General features: G+C 44.7%; 13 protein-coding genes. 6 read left to right on the forward strand and 7 right to left on the reverse strand.

What is annotated here, in order from left to right:
- Positions 1-13: 13 nt before the first annotated feature.
- Positions 14-838, forward strand: coding sequence for a DUF2797 domain-containing protein (locus AB4307_RS10285; RefSeq protein WP_017070245.1), 825 nt, complete (start codon positions 14-16; stop codon positions 836-838).
- Between the two features lie 132 nt (positions 839-970).
- Here AB4307_RS10285 and AB4307_RS10290 read toward each other — a convergent pair whose 3' ends face one another.
- Together AB4307_RS10290 and AB4307_RS10295 are read right to left on the reverse strand one after the other, a co-directional pair.
- Positions 971-2221 (reverse strand): sensor domain-containing diguanylate cyclase, encoded by a 1251-nt coding sequence (locus AB4307_RS10290; RefSeq protein WP_136982287.1) that lies wholly within the window; start codon positions 2219-2221, stop codon positions 971-973.
- 346 nt (positions 2222-2567) lie between these two features.
- Complete coding sequence (locus tag AB4307_RS10295) at positions 2568-3452, reverse strand: LysR family transcriptional regulator (RefSeq protein ID WP_029235692.1); 885 nt, start codon at positions 3450-3452, stop codon at positions 2568-2570.
- A gap of 233 nt (positions 3453-3685) precedes the next feature.
- On the opposite strand from AB4307_RS10295, the gene AB4307_RS10300 reads away from it, so the two are divergent.
- Positions 3686-4357, forward strand: a complete 672-nt coding sequence (locus tag AB4307_RS10300) for a type 1 glutamine amidotransferase domain-containing protein (protein WP_372131807.1) — start codon at positions 3686-3688, stop codon at positions 4355-4357.
- A gap of 155 nt (positions 4358-4512) precedes the next feature.
- Here the strand turns inward: AB4307_RS10300 and AB4307_RS10305 are convergent, their stop codons facing one another.
- The 4 genes from AB4307_RS10305 to AB4307_RS10320 form a co-directional block, all read right to left on the reverse strand.
- Positions 4513-5748: a cysteine desulfurase-like protein gene (locus AB4307_RS10305; protein ID WP_372131809.1), complete on the reverse strand. Its 1236-nt coding sequence runs from the start codon at positions 5746-5748 to the stop codon at positions 4513-4515.
- On the reverse strand, positions 5732-6388 hold the full coding sequence (locus tag AB4307_RS10310; protein ID WP_372131819.1) for a 2OG-Fe dioxygenase family protein: 657 nt from the start codon (positions 6386-6388) through the stop codon (positions 5732-5734). Before AB4307_RS10310 ends, AB4307_RS10305 begins: the two co-directional genes overlap by 17 nt.
- A gap of 928 nt (positions 6389-7316) precedes the next feature.
- Positions 7317-8147: a GNAT family N-acetyltransferase gene (locus AB4307_RS10315; protein ID WP_372082812.1), complete on the reverse strand. Its 831-nt coding sequence runs from the start codon at positions 8145-8147 to the stop codon at positions 7317-7319.
- Between the two features lie 82 nt (positions 8148-8229).
- Positions 8230-9042, reverse strand: a complete 813-nt coding sequence (locus tag AB4307_RS10320) for a helix-turn-helix domain-containing protein (RefSeq protein WP_372131811.1) — start codon at positions 9040-9042, stop codon at positions 8230-8232.
- 475 nt (positions 9043-9517) lie between these two features.
- On the opposite strand from AB4307_RS10320, the gene trxB reads away from it, so the two are divergent.
- The 4 genes from trxB to azu all read left to right on the forward strand — a co-directional run bounded on the left by trxB (position 9518) and on the right by azu (position 14864).
- Complete coding sequence (gene trxB / locus AB4307_RS10325; RefSeq protein WP_372097759.1) at positions 9518-10477, forward strand: thioredoxin-disulfide reductase; 960 nt, start codon at positions 9518-9520, stop codon at positions 10475-10477.
- 161 nt (positions 10478-10638) lie between these two features.
- Positions 10639-12423: a heme ABC transporter permease/ATP-binding protein CydD gene (gene cydD, locus AB4307_RS10330; RefSeq protein WP_050635120.1), complete on the forward strand. Its 1785-nt coding sequence runs from the start codon at positions 10639-10641 to the stop codon at positions 12421-12423.
- Positions 12416-14137, forward strand: coding sequence for a heme ABC transporter ATP-binding protein/permease CydC (cydC, locus tag AB4307_RS10335; protein ID WP_372131813.1), 1722 nt, complete (start codon positions 12416-12418; stop codon positions 14135-14137). The genes cydD and cydC overlap by 8 nt, the downstream gene beginning before the upstream one ends.
- Positions 14138-14411: 274 nt before the next feature.
- On the forward strand, positions 14412-14864 hold the full coding sequence (gene azu, locus AB4307_RS10340; RefSeq protein ID WP_017063577.1) for an azurin: 453 nt from the start codon (positions 14412-14414) through the stop codon (positions 14862-14864).
- A gap of 70 nt (positions 14865-14934) precedes the next feature.
- Here the strand turns inward: azu and AB4307_RS10345 are convergent, their stop codons facing one another.
- Positions 14935-16818 (reverse strand): methyl-accepting chemotaxis protein, encoded by a 1884-nt coding sequence (locus AB4307_RS10345; RefSeq protein ID WP_372131815.1) that lies wholly within the window; start codon positions 16816-16818, stop codon positions 14935-14937.
- Positions 16819-17066: the final 248 nt, after the last annotated feature.

Raw genomic sequence — 17066 nt, forward strand, 5'->3', positions numbered from 1 at the left:
AACGAGTAATGTCATGTCTTTATTAGCAAAAGGAACACTCAAGAAAATGAGTGCTTCGCTCGATGGTGCGGTTACCTACCGTTTACCTGTCGGTGAAGAGTTTGTAGAGCTAAACCCTCTGATTGGTAAAACCATCAACCTCACTCACACCGGTAATATTTTTTGCTGCTCGTGTGGCAAGAAAACCAAGAAAAGCTACTCTCAAGGCCACTGCTTTGTGTGCATGAGAAAGCTAGCAAGCTGCGACATGTGCATCATGAAGCCAGAAACTTGCCACTACGATGAAGGTACTTGTCGTGAGCCTGAATGGGGCGAAGCGAACTGCATGGTTGATCACTTCGTTTACCTATCGAACACATCAAGCCTTAAAGTGGGTATCACTCGTCACACTCAAATCCCTACCCGTTGGATTGACCAAGGCGCGACTCAAGGTTTGCCTATCTTGAAGGTAAAAACACGTCAGATTTCTGGCCTGATCGAAGTTGAGTTAGCAAAGCACATTGCTGACAAAACCAACTGGCGCACGCTGCTTAAAGGCGACGGCGACGATATGGAATTGGTAGAAAAAGCCAAAGAACTGTTGCCGTTGGTTGAGGATAAAATCCAAGAGATCAGAGCGAAGTTTGGTGATGATGCTATCGAGATTCTGAGCGAAAACATCACTTCATTGAGCTACCCAGTTGAACAGCACCCAGTGAAGATTGTGTCGCACAACTTTGACAAGAACCCTGAAGTATCTGGTGTGCTGCAAGGTATTAAAGGCCAATACCTAATCTTAGATACGGGCGTGATTAACATCCGTAAATTTGGCTCTTACGAAGTGGAAGTGTCTGCATAACTTGTAGAACTTAAACGTTTCTTATAGTTAGAAGCGCTTAGTGAATAGCCAAAAAATAAAATGCCCTCAAGTGATGACTTGAAGGCATTTTTCGTTGTCGATCCTATTCGCTTTCGATGACGATTTTAGGCGTTAGAGCGCAACCACATCTCCGTCTACACAATTCTTGCCGTTGGCTTTCGCGCGATAGAGAGATTGATCGGTTAAATTCACGAGTGCATCAATCGTGACACCGTCTTCACAGGCTTGGCTATCACTGATTCCGATACTGACACTCGAATTAAATCGTAACTGTTCATCAATCTTAAATTCGGTTTGATTAAACTGCTCTCGGATCTGATCAGACACTTGACGCGAAATCTGAGGCGACGCATTAGGGATAAATACAATGAACTCTTCACCGCCCCATCGACCTGCGACACCGCCCACAGCCTCAACATTACGCTTAGTAATATCAGCCAAAGCACAAATGACCTCGTCACCCACCATGTGCCCGTAGGTATCATTGATCGATTTGAAGTCATCGATATCAAGCAGCATACACACTAAGTGAGTCTCAGAGACAAGGTGCTCTCTCAGCCACTCATAAATCGCCCTACGGTTAAGCAAATCCGTCATTTCATCGTAATTCGCTTGGTGTACCAACTGCTTTTCCAGCATCACCTTTTGAGTCACATCTTCGAGCACAACCTGAACGGCTGGCTGACCTTTCCAAGTAATCGCATTGTCGTAAATATTGAAGAACCGATGAACGCCGTCAAAGCCAATGTTTTCAACCACGGTACTAGTACCTGACAACTCCCCTGATACGATCGCGTGATAGTGCTTGCTGATGCCATCGGCATTCTGTTTTGGTACCAGTTCAAGGATAGAGTCCAGCTCTAATACTTGCTCGATGGTAGCCGCGCCTTGCATGTTGACCCAAGATTGATTAACCATCAGCGGCTTGAAATCTCGGTGAACCAAGATGCCCTGCCCAGATTGCATGATCATGTCGTGATACATCTTATCTTGCTCACGCACCGCATTTTGCAGCTGAATCGCAGGGGAAAGATCGATCACTGTGACTTGCAGTGCAGGTCTTCCCTGCCACTCCGTCACATGGTCGATAGAAAACACGGTGAACTCTCTGCCATTGCGATCAACATTGGTATAGGTGTGAACCTGAGGGTCGCGTTGACCACTGACCGTTTCAAGGTAATTTTGATAGGCGAGAACATGATAATCTTCTGAGATTAGATCTAGAAAGCTATCGATATTAGAAAGTAGTTCTTCGGGCGATTGGTATCCATAGATGCGAGCATAGTTAGCGTCAACACTCACTACATTCATATCTTGAATAGTTATTACACCGTACGTGGATTCGAAATTTATTGAAGACATTGCCAACTCCGCACTCTAGCTACACTTCATAAACTGGAGCATAACAACACATCCTGCCAACGCTTCCACACAATCTATCACGCGCTAGGGACATTAATATTCCATCTAGTATATCGTACTGTTGCGGCCTTCTCTACAACTCAATTGCTAACACGAGTTAGTAAAAGTAGACAAGCATCTCAATCCCATTATTCGCGTCAAAAAACTGAAATAGATAACCTATACCAATGTAACCATTATCTTTTTCTACTTTTGGCCTTGAACTGATGAAAGAATCCGCTCCCAACCACTTCAAATCCTGTTCGCTATTCTTTTAAACCTGCGCACTATTCTTTAAACCTACGAACTATTCATTCCAATCAGAGAAATATGAGACTAAGAAGTCGATAGCTAACCGTGCTCTCTGTGGAAGAAAACGACGGTTCTGATAAACAATCCAACTGCTTGTGCCCGCTCCCCAATACTCTTCTAACACAGGGACGAGTTTTCCATTGCTAAGACTGCCATTGAAACTGCTTTTAGGAAGATAAACGATGCCAAGCCCCTCTTCACATGCTTTCAGTACTGCGCTCGAATTGTTACTGCGCCAGCGTCCATGTACTCGCACTGCATTTAACGGTTTGCCCTCTTTCTCAAATAGCCACTGATCACTGTTGGCGATAATACAGCTGTGCATTTTTAACTGCTCTGGATGAGTCGGCGTACCAAATTGCTCTATGTAGTCTTTACTGGCTGCCGCCGCCATCGGGCGATCGACGAGCTTTCTTGCCACCAATCCTGAATCGTCCAATCGGCCATAACGAATCGCGAAATCGATGCCATCTTCGATGAAGTTAACCATCTTGGTATTGAAATTCATTTCTATGGTGAGCTCAGGATGCTCTTTAGCAAACTCCATCAGCGCCGCGGCAACATGGTTCTCTGCAAATGCGCCCGCCGCACTAACACGTAAAGTACCACTCAACTGAGTTTGTTGAGACGTGACTTGTTCATTGGCCTGTTGCAGCCCAATCACCAAGTCTTTGCACTGTTGGTAATAAGTGTGGCCAGATTCAGTCAGGCTAACCATCCGTGTTGAACGCGCAAGCAGAGCCACTCCCACTCTCTCTTCCAACCTTGAAACCTGCCGACTCACATGGCTGGTACTGCAACCTAACTGTTTGGCGGCCGCTGAAAAGCCGTGGCACTCAGCAACTGCAACAAATTCGTTAATCCCTTCAAAGCTGTCCATACTTCACCTGTTTACATCTAACGAATTCACATCCGACTAATTCTCATTCGACTGTTGCTATATAGCAATAATGTTTTGTCTATTCGGCATATTATCACTCAAATGGTTTACTACTAGTATTACAGGTAACGAAACAGCGGCACCTTTATCAATAAAACGGATGTCTGTCTTAGAAACGCGGATGTCTAAACAACGACGCTGAAACCAAACAAAAGTGCTCAAAGGGAAGAATCATGAAAAAAATACTAATACCTGTAACTAACCACGCAACACTAGGCGATACAGACCAAGCGAACGGGACTTACGCGCCTGAACTGACTCATGCTCTGAAAGAGATCTTGGCTGCGGGTTTTGAGTACGACATCACTTCTATCAAGGGTGGTAAAGGTCCGTTGTATGGGACAGATATTGAAGGGGATTCAGTAAACGCGGAAATCTTGGCTGATGATGATTTCCAAAACCGCATCAACAATACGATCCCTGTAAGCCAAATTAATGCAGAAAGCTACGATGCTATCTTCTACCCAGGCGGATTCGGCTTGCTTTCAGACTTAGCAACCAATGAGCAGTTTGCTGCTATTGCGGCTAAACATTATGAAGATGGCGGTGTGATTGCGTCAGTATGTCACGGCCCTGCGGCGCTGCTTCCGATTGTTCTGAGCAACGGCGAGAAGCTACTAAGCTCTAAATCGGTGACTGGCTTTACACGTGAAGAAGAGATCGACTTTGGTACGATCAACGACATTCCATTCCTACTGGAAGAGTCGCTTGCTCGTGGAGCAGCGCGTTTCAACAAGGTTCAACCGTGGCAAGAACTTGTGATTGTTGATGAGCGAGTAATTACTGGCCAGAACCCAACTAGCGCACACGCAGTGGGTGTAGCAATTGTTGAGCAGCTTTCTTAGTCGAATCGCTGTATTGATTAGGTCACAGGCGATAACTAAATAAGCGCGCTGAAACGAAAAAGAGCATATTTCCTACTCACTATTCATGAGAGAAGTATGCTCTTTTCTAATTCTGTCGCTATTAAGTGCTCGTGACTTCTTGCTAATTACTTCTACTAATGGCTTCGCAAGATCCCTTCAAGCACATTGAACAGCAAGTCGATCTCTTCAATCGAGTTGTAATGCATACAACCAATACGCACCACGCCCTGCTCTTCAATACCCAACTGTTTCACCAAACCTAATGCGTAGAAATGTCCGTTCCACACACAGATATTATGTTCACCCAGCTTCTTGGCGATGAACTCTGGAGAATGGTTTTCAAAGGTAACCGCAAAGGTTGGCGTTCTTAGGTTCGAATCAAACTCTGTTTTCCCGTAAAGCTTTGCCCCTTCAAGATCAGACAAGCGTTTAAGGAAGTACTCACTGAGCTGGCTTTCATGCTTATTATAAAGCGCGTAGCTTTGCTCTAAACGAGAACGCAATGAGTCGGTTGGCTCACCGAATTGCGCCAAGTAATCTACCGCCGCAATCACACCTGCAAGGCCTTCAAAGCTTTGTGTTCCGGTTTCAAAACGGCCTGGGCCGATATTGGTTGCAGGCTCAACCTTGTAAGGCTTTAACGTGTGTAGCCATTGAGGTGCAACATAAGCAATGCCCACATGCGGGCCGAAGAATTTATACGCTGAACACGCTAAGAAATCACAATTCAGCTGCTGAACATCGATCAAGTGATGTGGCGCGTAATGAACGGCATCGACATAAACCTGCGCACCATGCTGATGTGCAAGCTCAATAACTTTTGCCATGTCGACAATAGAGCCAGTCGTGTTCGAAGCAAACGTCACCGCGACAAGCTTGGTTTTCTCGTTCAACAGTGACTCAAAATGCGCCATATCCAAACTGCAATCTGACTCGTCGACACGAACCTGGCGAACTATCGCGCCTTTGTCGTCTGCCGCTTGCTGCCAGCTCGATACGTTCGAGTAGTGGTCTAGCGCCGTGACGATAACTTCATCGCCCTCTTTCCAATCGCGGCTGATCGCTCGGCTAAGTTGGAAGGTCAGCGATGTCATATTCGCACCGAACACAACGTTGCCAGAAGATTCAGTATTAAGCAGTGCTTGTGCCGCTTCTCGCGCTTGCTGCATTAAGCTTGTCGTCTTTTGACTAGAAAAATAGTGCCCACCTAGGTTTGAATTGAAATGCCCCAGGTATTCGGTCATGGATGCTAAAACATTTTCAGGAACCTGAGAGCCACCCGGCCCATCAAAAAAGGTCACCGGCTTACCGTTATGGTATTGGCCTAGCGCGCTAAACTGCTGGCGCACATCATTAAGAGTGAAGGACATTGCGCGCATCCTTAGCCGTTAGAACAAACACATCCATGTAACCCATCTCGTCGTGGTCTATGGTGCGAATTGGCTGTGCGTTGTGCCATAGCTTACTGTCAGCAAGCATTGCAACTTCGCCGTCTTCAAGCACTTTTCTAAAGAACGGTGCTTCATGAGAATCTTGGTACAGCATGATCTCGCCACCCACAATGTTATGTCGGTTCACACCAATCAAAGCGATGTGGTCAAAACCATCTTGGTGAACCCCTTCTGGAGCAACCTGAGTCTCTTCAAAAATAGCGGCAATGCGGATCTGATGGATTTCGATTTCTTGCCCGTCTTCAAGCCCGTTGGTTTCTATAAACAGCTCACACATTTCTTGCATGCCTTCACTGCTTAGAATCTTCGCTTCAATCGGCTCGAACTGACGAACAACGTCACCTTGAAAGTGATTAATGTTTTCAGACTGAACAAAGTTATGTTTGTCTTGCTCAACGACTTGTCCATTACTGAATTGAACCACCGAGTATCTTCTCAATCGAAACTGGCCATCCGCATGCTCTGTGCTTGGTAGCTTAGAGAATGAAGGTGACAACTCCTTAACTGCGTGGTTACTGAGGTGGGTAATATGTAGGGTATTTTCGTGAGCATGTAACATCATCGACTCCTTAATGATTGTTAATTTACTTTCGGCATTTAACGTTTTGTTTACATAAAGGATACTTGAAGATCTTGTCAAATCAACATTAAACAATCATTTATCCCGTCAGATTTAATAATTCAGACACTAAATCCAACTTGAAAATAAAAAGCAGTGTATAACACCAGAATAAAAGATGACCAACTCTTAAAACTAGCACACTCCACTAGCTAGTTATAAATCCCTACAAATTTAAATTTAACGATATTATTAACTGGTAAGCCATGTTTCATATTGTGTCAGCCCTTTCGCTTCAATACGCCAGCCTCCTTGCATGAACTCAAGTACCACGCTCGCCATCATTCATTTCTATGCTTTTGCACAGCAAAATACGACCTACCTATCAATTGCCAAGCTATTGATTATTTACACAACAAACTGAAATTGGTTAATTTATGAGTACGCCAGAAACCAAACGCCTTTGCTTGCGCGTCTGGAACAGGTCGAGTTCGGGGGGAACTCGACCGCCCCAAATCAATTTGCTTCCTTTAAAAGGTTAAGACTTCACTGATCTTCCAGTCTCGAAAACACTCAGCTTTAAACGGTGTGCACCTAATTCGAATTGATAATGTAGTTTATGTGAATTGCTTGAAGTGGAACATTGCGAAAGGAATTTACTTAGTGATTTCTTGTAACAAGAGCATGACGCCTTTGAGATCATCAGCAGGCATAAGCGTGTGAGACGTTCCTCGCTAACACGTTTATGCCCCAAAGCTACTTAGAGCTAATACCCTATACATTTTTGAGGCGTGCATTTCCCCTACTAAACTCTCATGTCAGTAAGGTAAGTTTCAGGATTCAATAAATTACCAATCCTTGGTTGGTCTAGTTAAACTGTACTGAAGAGTTTAGTAGCATTATTGTTCTGATATTTTTTTAGCTCACCTTAGATAACATCGGGGCTCCAGAAATACGCTTGGCACTTTTCTGTCGGGGTAAACCCCATGTTTTGATAAACCGTCTCACCATCTGGAGACGCACTTAAGCTAGCTACTTTATACCCCAAACTTTCGGCGACTTTCAGTGGAAAAATAGTCAGTGCGCTACCAACTCCTTGCTTACGATGAGCAGATAAAGTTGAAACATTCGATACACTGGCAATACCTGATGCCATAATTAGGGTTGTTGCTCCGATTGGTATTCCATTATCGATAGCTAGAAAGTGACGAGTAGACAGGTCGTTGGCTCCATAGCCAGCCGCTGCGTACATCTCAGTCCAATGCTGTGAAACTTCATCGGGTAATGAATGAGCCTCACAAACAATGCTCGTCCAAGCACGGAGCTGCTCTAATGTCTCAACTTCTTGAATTATAACTGAGTCAGGCAAAGTGGCTTTTGGAAGCTGAGCAATATCAACAGACATCATCGTCGTCTCCATAACCTTAAATGCTCCAGAGTCTGACAACAAATCTTCTAAATTACTCGGAGCACTTCTAGCTCCCAGCCACCAACAAACACTATGACGCTGATCTGATATCTCACCGTTGATTTTCTGAATACGTTCCAACGTAAGATTGCTTGATAACCTTGGTGAAAGCACATTATTGAATAATGGGAAATTAATGTCACTTTTAGTGGTAATCACATCTGTATGATATTGGATCTGAATCCTTTCCCATTTTCCCCACACCAGAACGCTATGAACCAGCATATCCTCTGCAGCCTGTGGTAAAAGTGGGTGATGAATACTGTCAATAGTAGTAGCTTGTATTTTCATTTATTTTTTCTTTTGGATAAGTAAGTGACAACTTTAACAGTCCATGAAATCTGGTTATTGAACCAAAGCGACAACATTATCTCTATTTTTTGAGAAACAACCCACCGTAGACATCGCTTACAGCATCTTTGATACCGAAATGAGCACTAGGTGTTCGCCCAAGTGCTTTTTTTACCTGCCTTATCATATGTGACTGATCACTATACCCATGTTGGAAAGCTAATTCAGACCAAGATGGTTCTTTTTCTCCATGTCTAACAATATCAGTCATAAGCTTTTCTAATTTTCGACAAGCGAGATATTGTGAGGTACGAAAGCCTGTATATTTAAGAAAGTCCCGCTCTAGTGTTCGTCGGCTAAAAGGCAATGTAGTACTTAAACTCTGGCTGCTGTCGAGAGTCGTGATTACTTGTTGTATACGTTTGTACGAATTCATGATTTTTACCTGATCAAAAATCATAATTAATTCCTTTTCCAACCAATCGACTATTTTGGGGTCACTGCTCGACATATTGGCTTTCAAAGATAACTCACTAAAGGCGTTTGGAAGCCCTGTAATCTTATTCAATTGTTGATTATTTCGACTGAAATCAAATACCTTAAGTGCACCAGGTCTAAGCTTTAACCCCAAAAATTTTTGTTTATGTGCATGTGACATCATAATGCACTCTGATAGTGGGCCAATGCAGTGTGCTCCTTTAATGTCAACCTCTCCGCTAGAAGAAACATAGTGATTGATTTGATTGATGGGTGTGAAAATTAAGTTAGCACTCGGATTTGGTAATAGCTTAGGCGCGGTATGTAGATCGATGCCTTGGGGACGTTCGAGAAACCAAAAGTTTTCTATAAGCTCTTGTACCAATAGAGTTTTCGGGAAGCTAATCCAAGCTTTCATTTTGATATTCTCATTCGTAAAAAATGGTTCATGTTTTAATATTGTAGTGAATAAGCCAATGTGATAACAGTACTTGAAATTTGCGATAACGAAAGTAATCAATTAAATGCTAATTTAACAAAGTCGCTGACTTACTTTTGTCCAATTGTGAGTTTCATTATTTGTAACTACTCTTGCGTACATCAAAACATGCTTGCTTCTTTATAGTCAATTTCAATATAGGGGACGTTAGGGATGGCTAACCGAATGTACGCCCACTTACTTCGCTACCCTAGTCAAACCCCACAGACTACAATCCTCAAAACCTTTGACGCCTTTCACCGATCTTCCTGCCACGAAAACGTTTGTCTCGATTAAGTTCTAAACTATAACGATTAATTACACTTCAGCCCTTGTTTACACTTTTATTGCCTCCATATTTTCCATACAATCCTAAGCGATTATAAATAAAAACAATTTCAATTTCGGAGTCCTCATGAGCGACGTAAAGCACTGTAATTTATTGATTCTTGGTTCTGGCCCTGCTGGCTATACAGCTGCAGTTTACGCTGCTCGTGCAAACCTAAACCCAGTACTTGTTACCGGTATGCAGCAAGGTGGTCAGCTTACAACCACAACAGAAGTGGAAAACTGGCCGGGTGATGCAGAAGGTCTAACTGGTCCAGCTCTAATGGATCGCATGAAAGAGCACGCAGAGCGCTTTGAAACAGAGATCCTGTTCGACCACATTAACGAAGTCGATCTATCAAACCGCCCTTTCCGTCTTAAAGGCGATTCTGGCGAGTACACGTGTGATGCATTGATCATCTCAACGGGTGCATCGGCTAAGTACTTAGGTTTAGATTCTGAAGAAGCATTCAAAGGCCGCGGCGTTTCTGCTTGTGCTACATGTGATGGTTTCTTCTACCGCAACCAGAAAGTAGCGGTTGTGGGTGGTGGTAACACGGCTGTTGAAGAAGCACTTTACCTATCGAACATCGCGTCTGAAGTTCATCTAGTTCACCGTCGTGACACGTTCCGCGCTGAAAAGATTCTTGTTAAGCGTTTAATGGACAAAGTAGAGAACGGCAACATTGTTCTTCACACTGATCGCACGCTAGACGAAGTTATAGGCGACGACATGGGCGTGACTGGCGTTCGTATTAAAGATACTCAGTCTGATAAAACAGAAGATATCGAAGTAATGGGCGCATTCATTGCTATCGGTCACCAACCAAACACTGAAATCTTCAAAGGCCAAGTGGATATGAAAGATGACTACATCATCGTTCAGTCTGGCCTTGAAGGTAACGCGACACAGACAAGCATCCCTGGCGTATTCGCTGCAGGTGACGTAATGGACCACAACTACCGCCAAGCAATCACTTCTGCTGGTACAGGTTGTATGGCTGCACTGGATGCTGAACGCTTCCTAGATGGCCTTAACGATAAGTAAATCTGAGATTGCAGATTTGATTATCGGTGCTCTCGCCTCAGTAGATGCAGGGCGTCATCACATTTTGTTGTAAATCCCTAAAGCCCAGTGGTATATCCACTGGGCTTTCTTTTGTATACTAGCCGCCCTCAACAAATAATAATTATCATTAAGCCTTCATAATGGATAAGAAAAAACAACGCAGCTTGAACAAGTGGCTTAAGCAACAGAGTAAGTTAGCGAAACGCTGGCTTATGATTGCGATTAGCCTTGGCGTACTTTCAAGCGTGTTTTTAATTGCTCAAGCAGCTCTTCTCGCCTCTATTCTTCACCAGCTGATCATCGAGAATGTCGATAAATCTGAACTGGTTGGTCATTTCGCAGGCTTGGCATTATCGGTCGTTGGCCGTGCTGGCTGTACATGGGGACGTGAAATCGCAGGTTATCGCTGTGGTGAACAAATCCGTGTCTACATCAGGCAACTCATCCTTGATAAGTTACGTGAATTAGGCCCTGCTTATATCAAAGGCAAACCTGCGGGTACGTGGGCAACCCTGTTGCTAGAACAAGTAGAGGACATGCAAGACTTCTTCTCTCGTTACCTACCTCAGATGTCTTTATCGGTAATGATTCCATTCATTATTTTGGTTGTGGTGTTCCCAGTAAACTGGGCAGCAGGACTGATCTTCTTGATTACTGCTCCACTGGTGCCGATGTTCATGGCACTTGTGGGTATGAAAGCAGCCGATGCAAACCGTAAAAACTTCAAAGCACTGCAACGTCTTTCCGGTCACTTTTACGACCGTTTGCAGTCAATGACAACCATCCGTTTATTTGATCGCACCAACGCTGAAACAGAGGTACTTAAAGGTGCATCTGAAGTGTTCAGAACGCGTACCATGGATGTGTTGAAAATCGCTTTCTTGTCTTCTGCTGTACTTGAGTTTTTCACGTCGATCTCTATCGCAATGACAGCGGTTTACTTTGGTTTCACCTACATCGGTGAGCTTAACTTCGGTCACTACGGCGCAGGCATTACGCTATTCGCAGGTTTGTTTATCCTTATCTTGGCGCCAGAGTTTTACCAACCTCTGCGTGACTTAGGTACTTTCTACCATGCGAAACAACAAGCGGTTGGCGCAGCTGAAAGTATTGTCGAGTTCCTAGAAACCGACATCACTAAGGTTAAATCAGGCGACACTCAGCTTGATCCGGCTCAAGGCATCAATATTGAAGCTCAAGATCTCAAAGTGTTAAGCCCTGAAGGTGTTCAACTGGTTGGCCCTATCTCGTTTGCACTGAATACTCGCCAATCGACTGCGTTAGTTGGTCCAAGTGGTGCGGGTAAAACAAGTTTGATCAACGCCATTCTTGGTTTCATGCCTTATGAAGGAAGCTTGAAAATCAATGGCATTGAACTGCGTGACCTAGACTTAGCCTCTTGGCGTAAAACGATTAGTTGGGTTGGTCAAAACCCGTTGCTACTGCACGGCACAATTCGTGACAACGTCACTCTAGGTAAGCACGATATCACTGACCAAGTTGTCGAGAATGCACTTGAGCAGTCTTTTGCTAACGAATTCGTAAATGAGCACGGCTTGGATTACATGATTTCTGATCGCTCTGGCGGTCTGTCTGTAGGTCAATCTCAGCGTTTGGCTCTAGCTCGCGCAATGATTCAAGACGGTCAGTTCTGGTTGCTCGATGAACCCACTGCCAGCCTAGATACTCGTAGCGAACAGTTGGTAATGAAAGGCATCAATAGCAACATCGAAAGCCGCACTGCCCTACTTGTGACGCACCAACTTGCCCCGCTTCAATCGGTCGATAACATTCTGGTTATGCGCGATGGTGGTCTTGTTGAACAAGGTCATTACTCTCAGCTTTCGACTGCGGGTGGTTTATTCGAAGAGATGCTTAACGCGAACTTAGCTCAACAAGATAATAAGGGTAATTTAGATGCGTGATTTACTGCCTTACCTGAAACTCTATAAAAAGCATTGGTTTGGCCTATCGCTAGGCATGCTATTGGCTTTTGCTACTCTATCGGCTTCTATCGGCTTGTTAACGCTATCAGGCTGGTTTATTTCAGCTTCTGCGGTTGCTGGCCTTACGATTGCACGTGAAACCTTCAACTACATGCTACCAGGTGGTGGTGTACGTGGTTTGGCAATGAGCCGTACTGCGGGTCGTTGGGGTGAACGTGTTGTGAGCCACAATGCGACATTCAAACTGTTAACTGATTTACGGATCTTCTTCTTCAAGAAGCTGGCTCCGCTGATCCCAGGTCGTATTTCAAACCTTCGTGACGCTGACCTTCTCAACCGTTTGGTTGCTGATGTCGACGCCATGGACCACGTGTACTTGCGCTTAGTAAGCCCTGTGACGGTGGGTATGTTCGGGATCTTCTTCCTAACTCTGTTCTTAATGTGGTTCGATAGCTCACTAGGTTTAATCTTAGGTTCTATCCTTCTGATCATGCTGTTGGTTTGGCCAATCTTGTTCTACAAACTGGGCAAGCGTAACGGCGGTGAACTGACACAGAACAAAGCAGACCTTCGTGTGACAACGCTAGATTGGATTGAAGGCTACAGCGAGCTAACTCTGTTCGGTGCAGAAGAACGTTACCGTAATGCCATTCTAGAGACTCAACGCAAGCTGATGGCGAATCAGTTTGTGAATGCCAACCTAACCGGTATGGCTTCAGCAGCACTAATGCTGTTCAACGGTTTAACGTTGGTTCTTATGCTTTGGCTTGCGGCTGACGGTGTGGGTGGTAATGCACCAGACCCGTTCATCGCGCTAATGGCATTCGCAACCATGGCAAGTTTTGAACTGCTGATGCCTATTGCGGGCGCGTTCCAGCATTTAGGTCAAACTCTGTCTTCTGCACGTCGCTTGAATGAAGTGATTCTGTCAGAACCTGAAGTTCAGTTCGCTGAAGAGAAACTCGACATCAACAAGCCGCTTGATATTACGTTCTCAAACGTGACGTTCAACTACCCTGACTCTGAGCGCAGTGTTCTGAACGCTGTCGACCTAACGATCCCTGCAACGAACAAGGTTGCGATTGTGGGTCAAACGGGTTCTGGTAAATCAACACTGATTCAGCTTTTGACTCGCTACTGGGATCCTAAGAAGGGTTACATCTCAATCGCGGGCATTGAACTGACTCAGTGGAATGAATCACAGCTTCGTGAATCAATCAGTGTAGTAAGCCAACGTGTCGACATTCTAAATGGTACTTTGCGTGACAACTTGTTGATTGCAAGACCAAAAGCAACCGATGATCACTTAGCGAATATCCTTAAAGATGTTGGCCTAGAAAAACTGCTTGAGAATAACGCGCTTGATAGCTGGTTAGGTGACGGTGGTCGTCAACTGTCTGGTGGTGAGAAGCGCCGTATTGGCATCGCACGTGCGATTCTTCATGATGCCCCTATCCTGCTTCTCGATGAGCCAACAGAAGGCTTAGATAAGCAAACAGAACACAGCATCATGACGCTGTTCGAGAAGCACTTTGAAGGCAAGACGGTTATCTTCATCACTCACCGTTTGATTGGTCTAGAGTCGATGGATTCTATCGTTCTGATTGAACAAGGCGAGATTGTTGAAAACGGCTCTCACGAGAAGCTGTTAAACGAAGAAGGACGTTATTTCCAACTTCGTCAGGCAATCTAGCTTCCCCTTAAGCTATAAAGAAAACTATTCAAGGCCCGAGTTTATGCTCGGGCTTTTTGTTGTCTGCGATTCTAGTCTCGAGCAACCATTCCCCCCTAAACGGTTGTTCATGCGCTGATTAGTTTTGCCCTTTCCTACAAAAACTTACCATTTAAAAAGCAACGAGTTGCACACAATTCAAGTCGTAGCACATTACTATGATCATCTTTCTAGGATAATACGTATCAATCAACCTCATGGAATAACCTCCCCCTAAAATAATGGAGAACAGTGTATGTCTTTACGATTAATCGCAACAACGATAGCGCTTGTAGGTGCTAGCTTTACCGCTCAAGCGAGCTCGGAATGTGAAGTATCAATTGATGCTAGTGATCAAATGAAATTTTCAACTGACACATTAAGCGTTCCAGCGAGCTGTAAAGAAGTGAAGCTGACGCTAAACCATACTGGTTCTATGCCAGCCCAATCAATGGGTCACAACGTCGTTATAACAGACACTGCGTCGCTACAAGCAGTAGGCATCGATGGTATGTCGGCAGGTATCGACAATAACTACGTAAAACCTGACGACAGCCGCGTTTACGCCTTCACTCGTGTTATCGGTGGTGGCGAGTCAACCTCAATCACTTTCAGCACAGAGAAAATGACAGCCGGTGGCGACTACTCTTTCCTATGTTCATTCCCGGGCCACTGGGCAATTATGAAGGGCAAGTTTGAGTTTAAATAACTCGTTAGTCTAGATGGTACAGATACATCAAAGCCCCACCTAAGTCGGGGCTTTGTTATATTGGCTTCGATTACAGCTTGAAGCGGCTGATTTCGCTTTCTAGCTCGTGAGACAGTTCAGAAAGCTGCGCAGCTTGCTCTGCAGCTTGGTGTGCTTCGTCTGCTAGCTCGTTAGATACGTCACGGATTCCTTCAGTGTTACGAGTAATCTCAGACGTTACTGACGCTTGCTCTTCTGCAGCAGAAGCAATCTGTGTTGCCATGTCGCTGATGCGTTCAACAGCAGCATGGATTTGCGTTAGGCTTGCAGCCGCTGAGTTCGCGTCATCAACACTGGTTTCAGCAAGAGTACGGCTATCGTTCATGATGTTAACCGCTTTGCCTGTTGTACCTTGCAGCAACTCAATCGTTTGTTGAATTTCTTGCGTTGAACCGTGTGTACGTTGGCTCAGAACTCGAACTTCATCCGCTACTACTGCGAAACCACGACCTTGCTCACCGGCACGTGCTGCTTCAATAGCGGCGTTAAGTGCAAGTAGGTTTGTTTGTTCTGCAATACCTTGAATGTTAGACAAGATAGCGTTGATGCTGTTGCCGTGCTCTTCAAGTTCTAGAATCACGTTGGTTGCGATTTGAACTTCTTGAGCCAGGTTTTGGATAGAGCTTTGAGTCTGTGTCACTTGACCAGTACCGTGCTCACACGCGCCAACCGCTTCAGATGAGTTCTGTGCAGTATGGTCTGCGTTACCTGCGATCTCTTGTGTTGCTGCAGCCATTTCGTTAACGGCTGTTGCTACCATGTTGATCTCGTCTTGTTGCATTTGGATACGAGCACTACGTTCTTCAGCTTGAGAAGCCGTTTGACGCGCTTGGCTGCCCAGCGCAGCAGATACTTCGCTTAGCTTGATCACCATGGTGTGCATGTTGCCCACAAAACGGTTGAAGTTTGCTGCAAGCTGACCAATTTCGTCGTCGCTCTTAGGCTCAAGGCGTTGAGTAAGATCGCCCTCACCTGAAGCAATTTCTTCAAGTGCTGCTGAAACGCGGTTTAGGTCGCGGAATAGGAAGCTTACTAACCAAGACACAAGTACGATTACGATGAGCGTAATAATGACAGCAGTGATGATCAGCTGAGTAAGTAGCGTTGAGTGGTTCGCTTCTTCTGTTGCTTTGTCCATCTGAACCGCGAAGATCCAGTTAGTGTTAGGCACCTTCGTGAAGTAAAGCAGCTTGTCTGCGCCGCGCTCTTTGATGATCTCGATGCTACCCGTACGCACTGCGTTTTCGATGATAGGCATAGAGATATCGTTTGAAAGTTGGCTTACCGGCTTCAAGCTTAGTGCTGAATCTGGGTGTGCTAGGAATGTGCCGTCAGAGGCATCAATTAGCATTGCGTAAGCGTTGTCACCAACATCAAGGCTGATTACATCGTTAACCAACTGGTCGATCAGTACGTCTGCACCAACAACACCAACAAGTTGGCCGTTGTGGCGAACAGGTTCTGCGATCGTTACTAGAAGTGCTTTGGTGATTGCATCTTGGTAAGCCGTAGTAATGATTTGCTTACCTGCAGCGTTTGCTTCTTGGTACCAAGGACGTTGACGAGGATCGTAATCTGCACGATTACGTTCAGGATGTGAACGGTACATTCCACCTTCTGGAGTACCTAAAAAGATATCGTCAAAGCCACCCGCTACACGAGCTTGTCTAAGGAAAGGAACAACATCATCCTCTCGTGAAAAGTCATTAAATGCTGATGCGATATCAGTACGGATATCAATCCAGTTTTTAATACCTTCAGATGCTGCTTCAGATACGCTTTCAGCTCGTAGGTATACGCCATTACGAGTCTGTTCAAATAATTGGTTTGCTGACAACCAAGTCAACGCTGTAGCCATAACGACAACAGCAGATAGGCTAGCGCCTATCAACTTCTGCTTTAGTGTTAGTTTCATGTCAAAGTTTCACGAGTGGTGGGAAATCTCGCGCATACTACCCAATATCAGTATTAAATTCGAGCAATTTTATAATTTAATATCGGAATATAATTTTAAGCAAACCATAAGCTTACCTAATGTCAATTCCTTGGCTTGTCGCCAAATTTAAGGCGGCATTATCTCTACGGTTATTAGTATTTTTATCGCACTTCACATGTTAAAAAGAGACAAGAAAACACGGTAAAGAATGTCTCGTCCTAAAATAC

This window comes from Vibrio sp. 10N.261.52.C2 (genome assembly GCF_041471425.1).
GTDB classification, from domain to species: domain Bacteria; phylum Pseudomonadota; class Gammaproteobacteria; order Enterobacterales; family Vibrionaceae; genus Vibrio; species Vibrio crassostreae_C.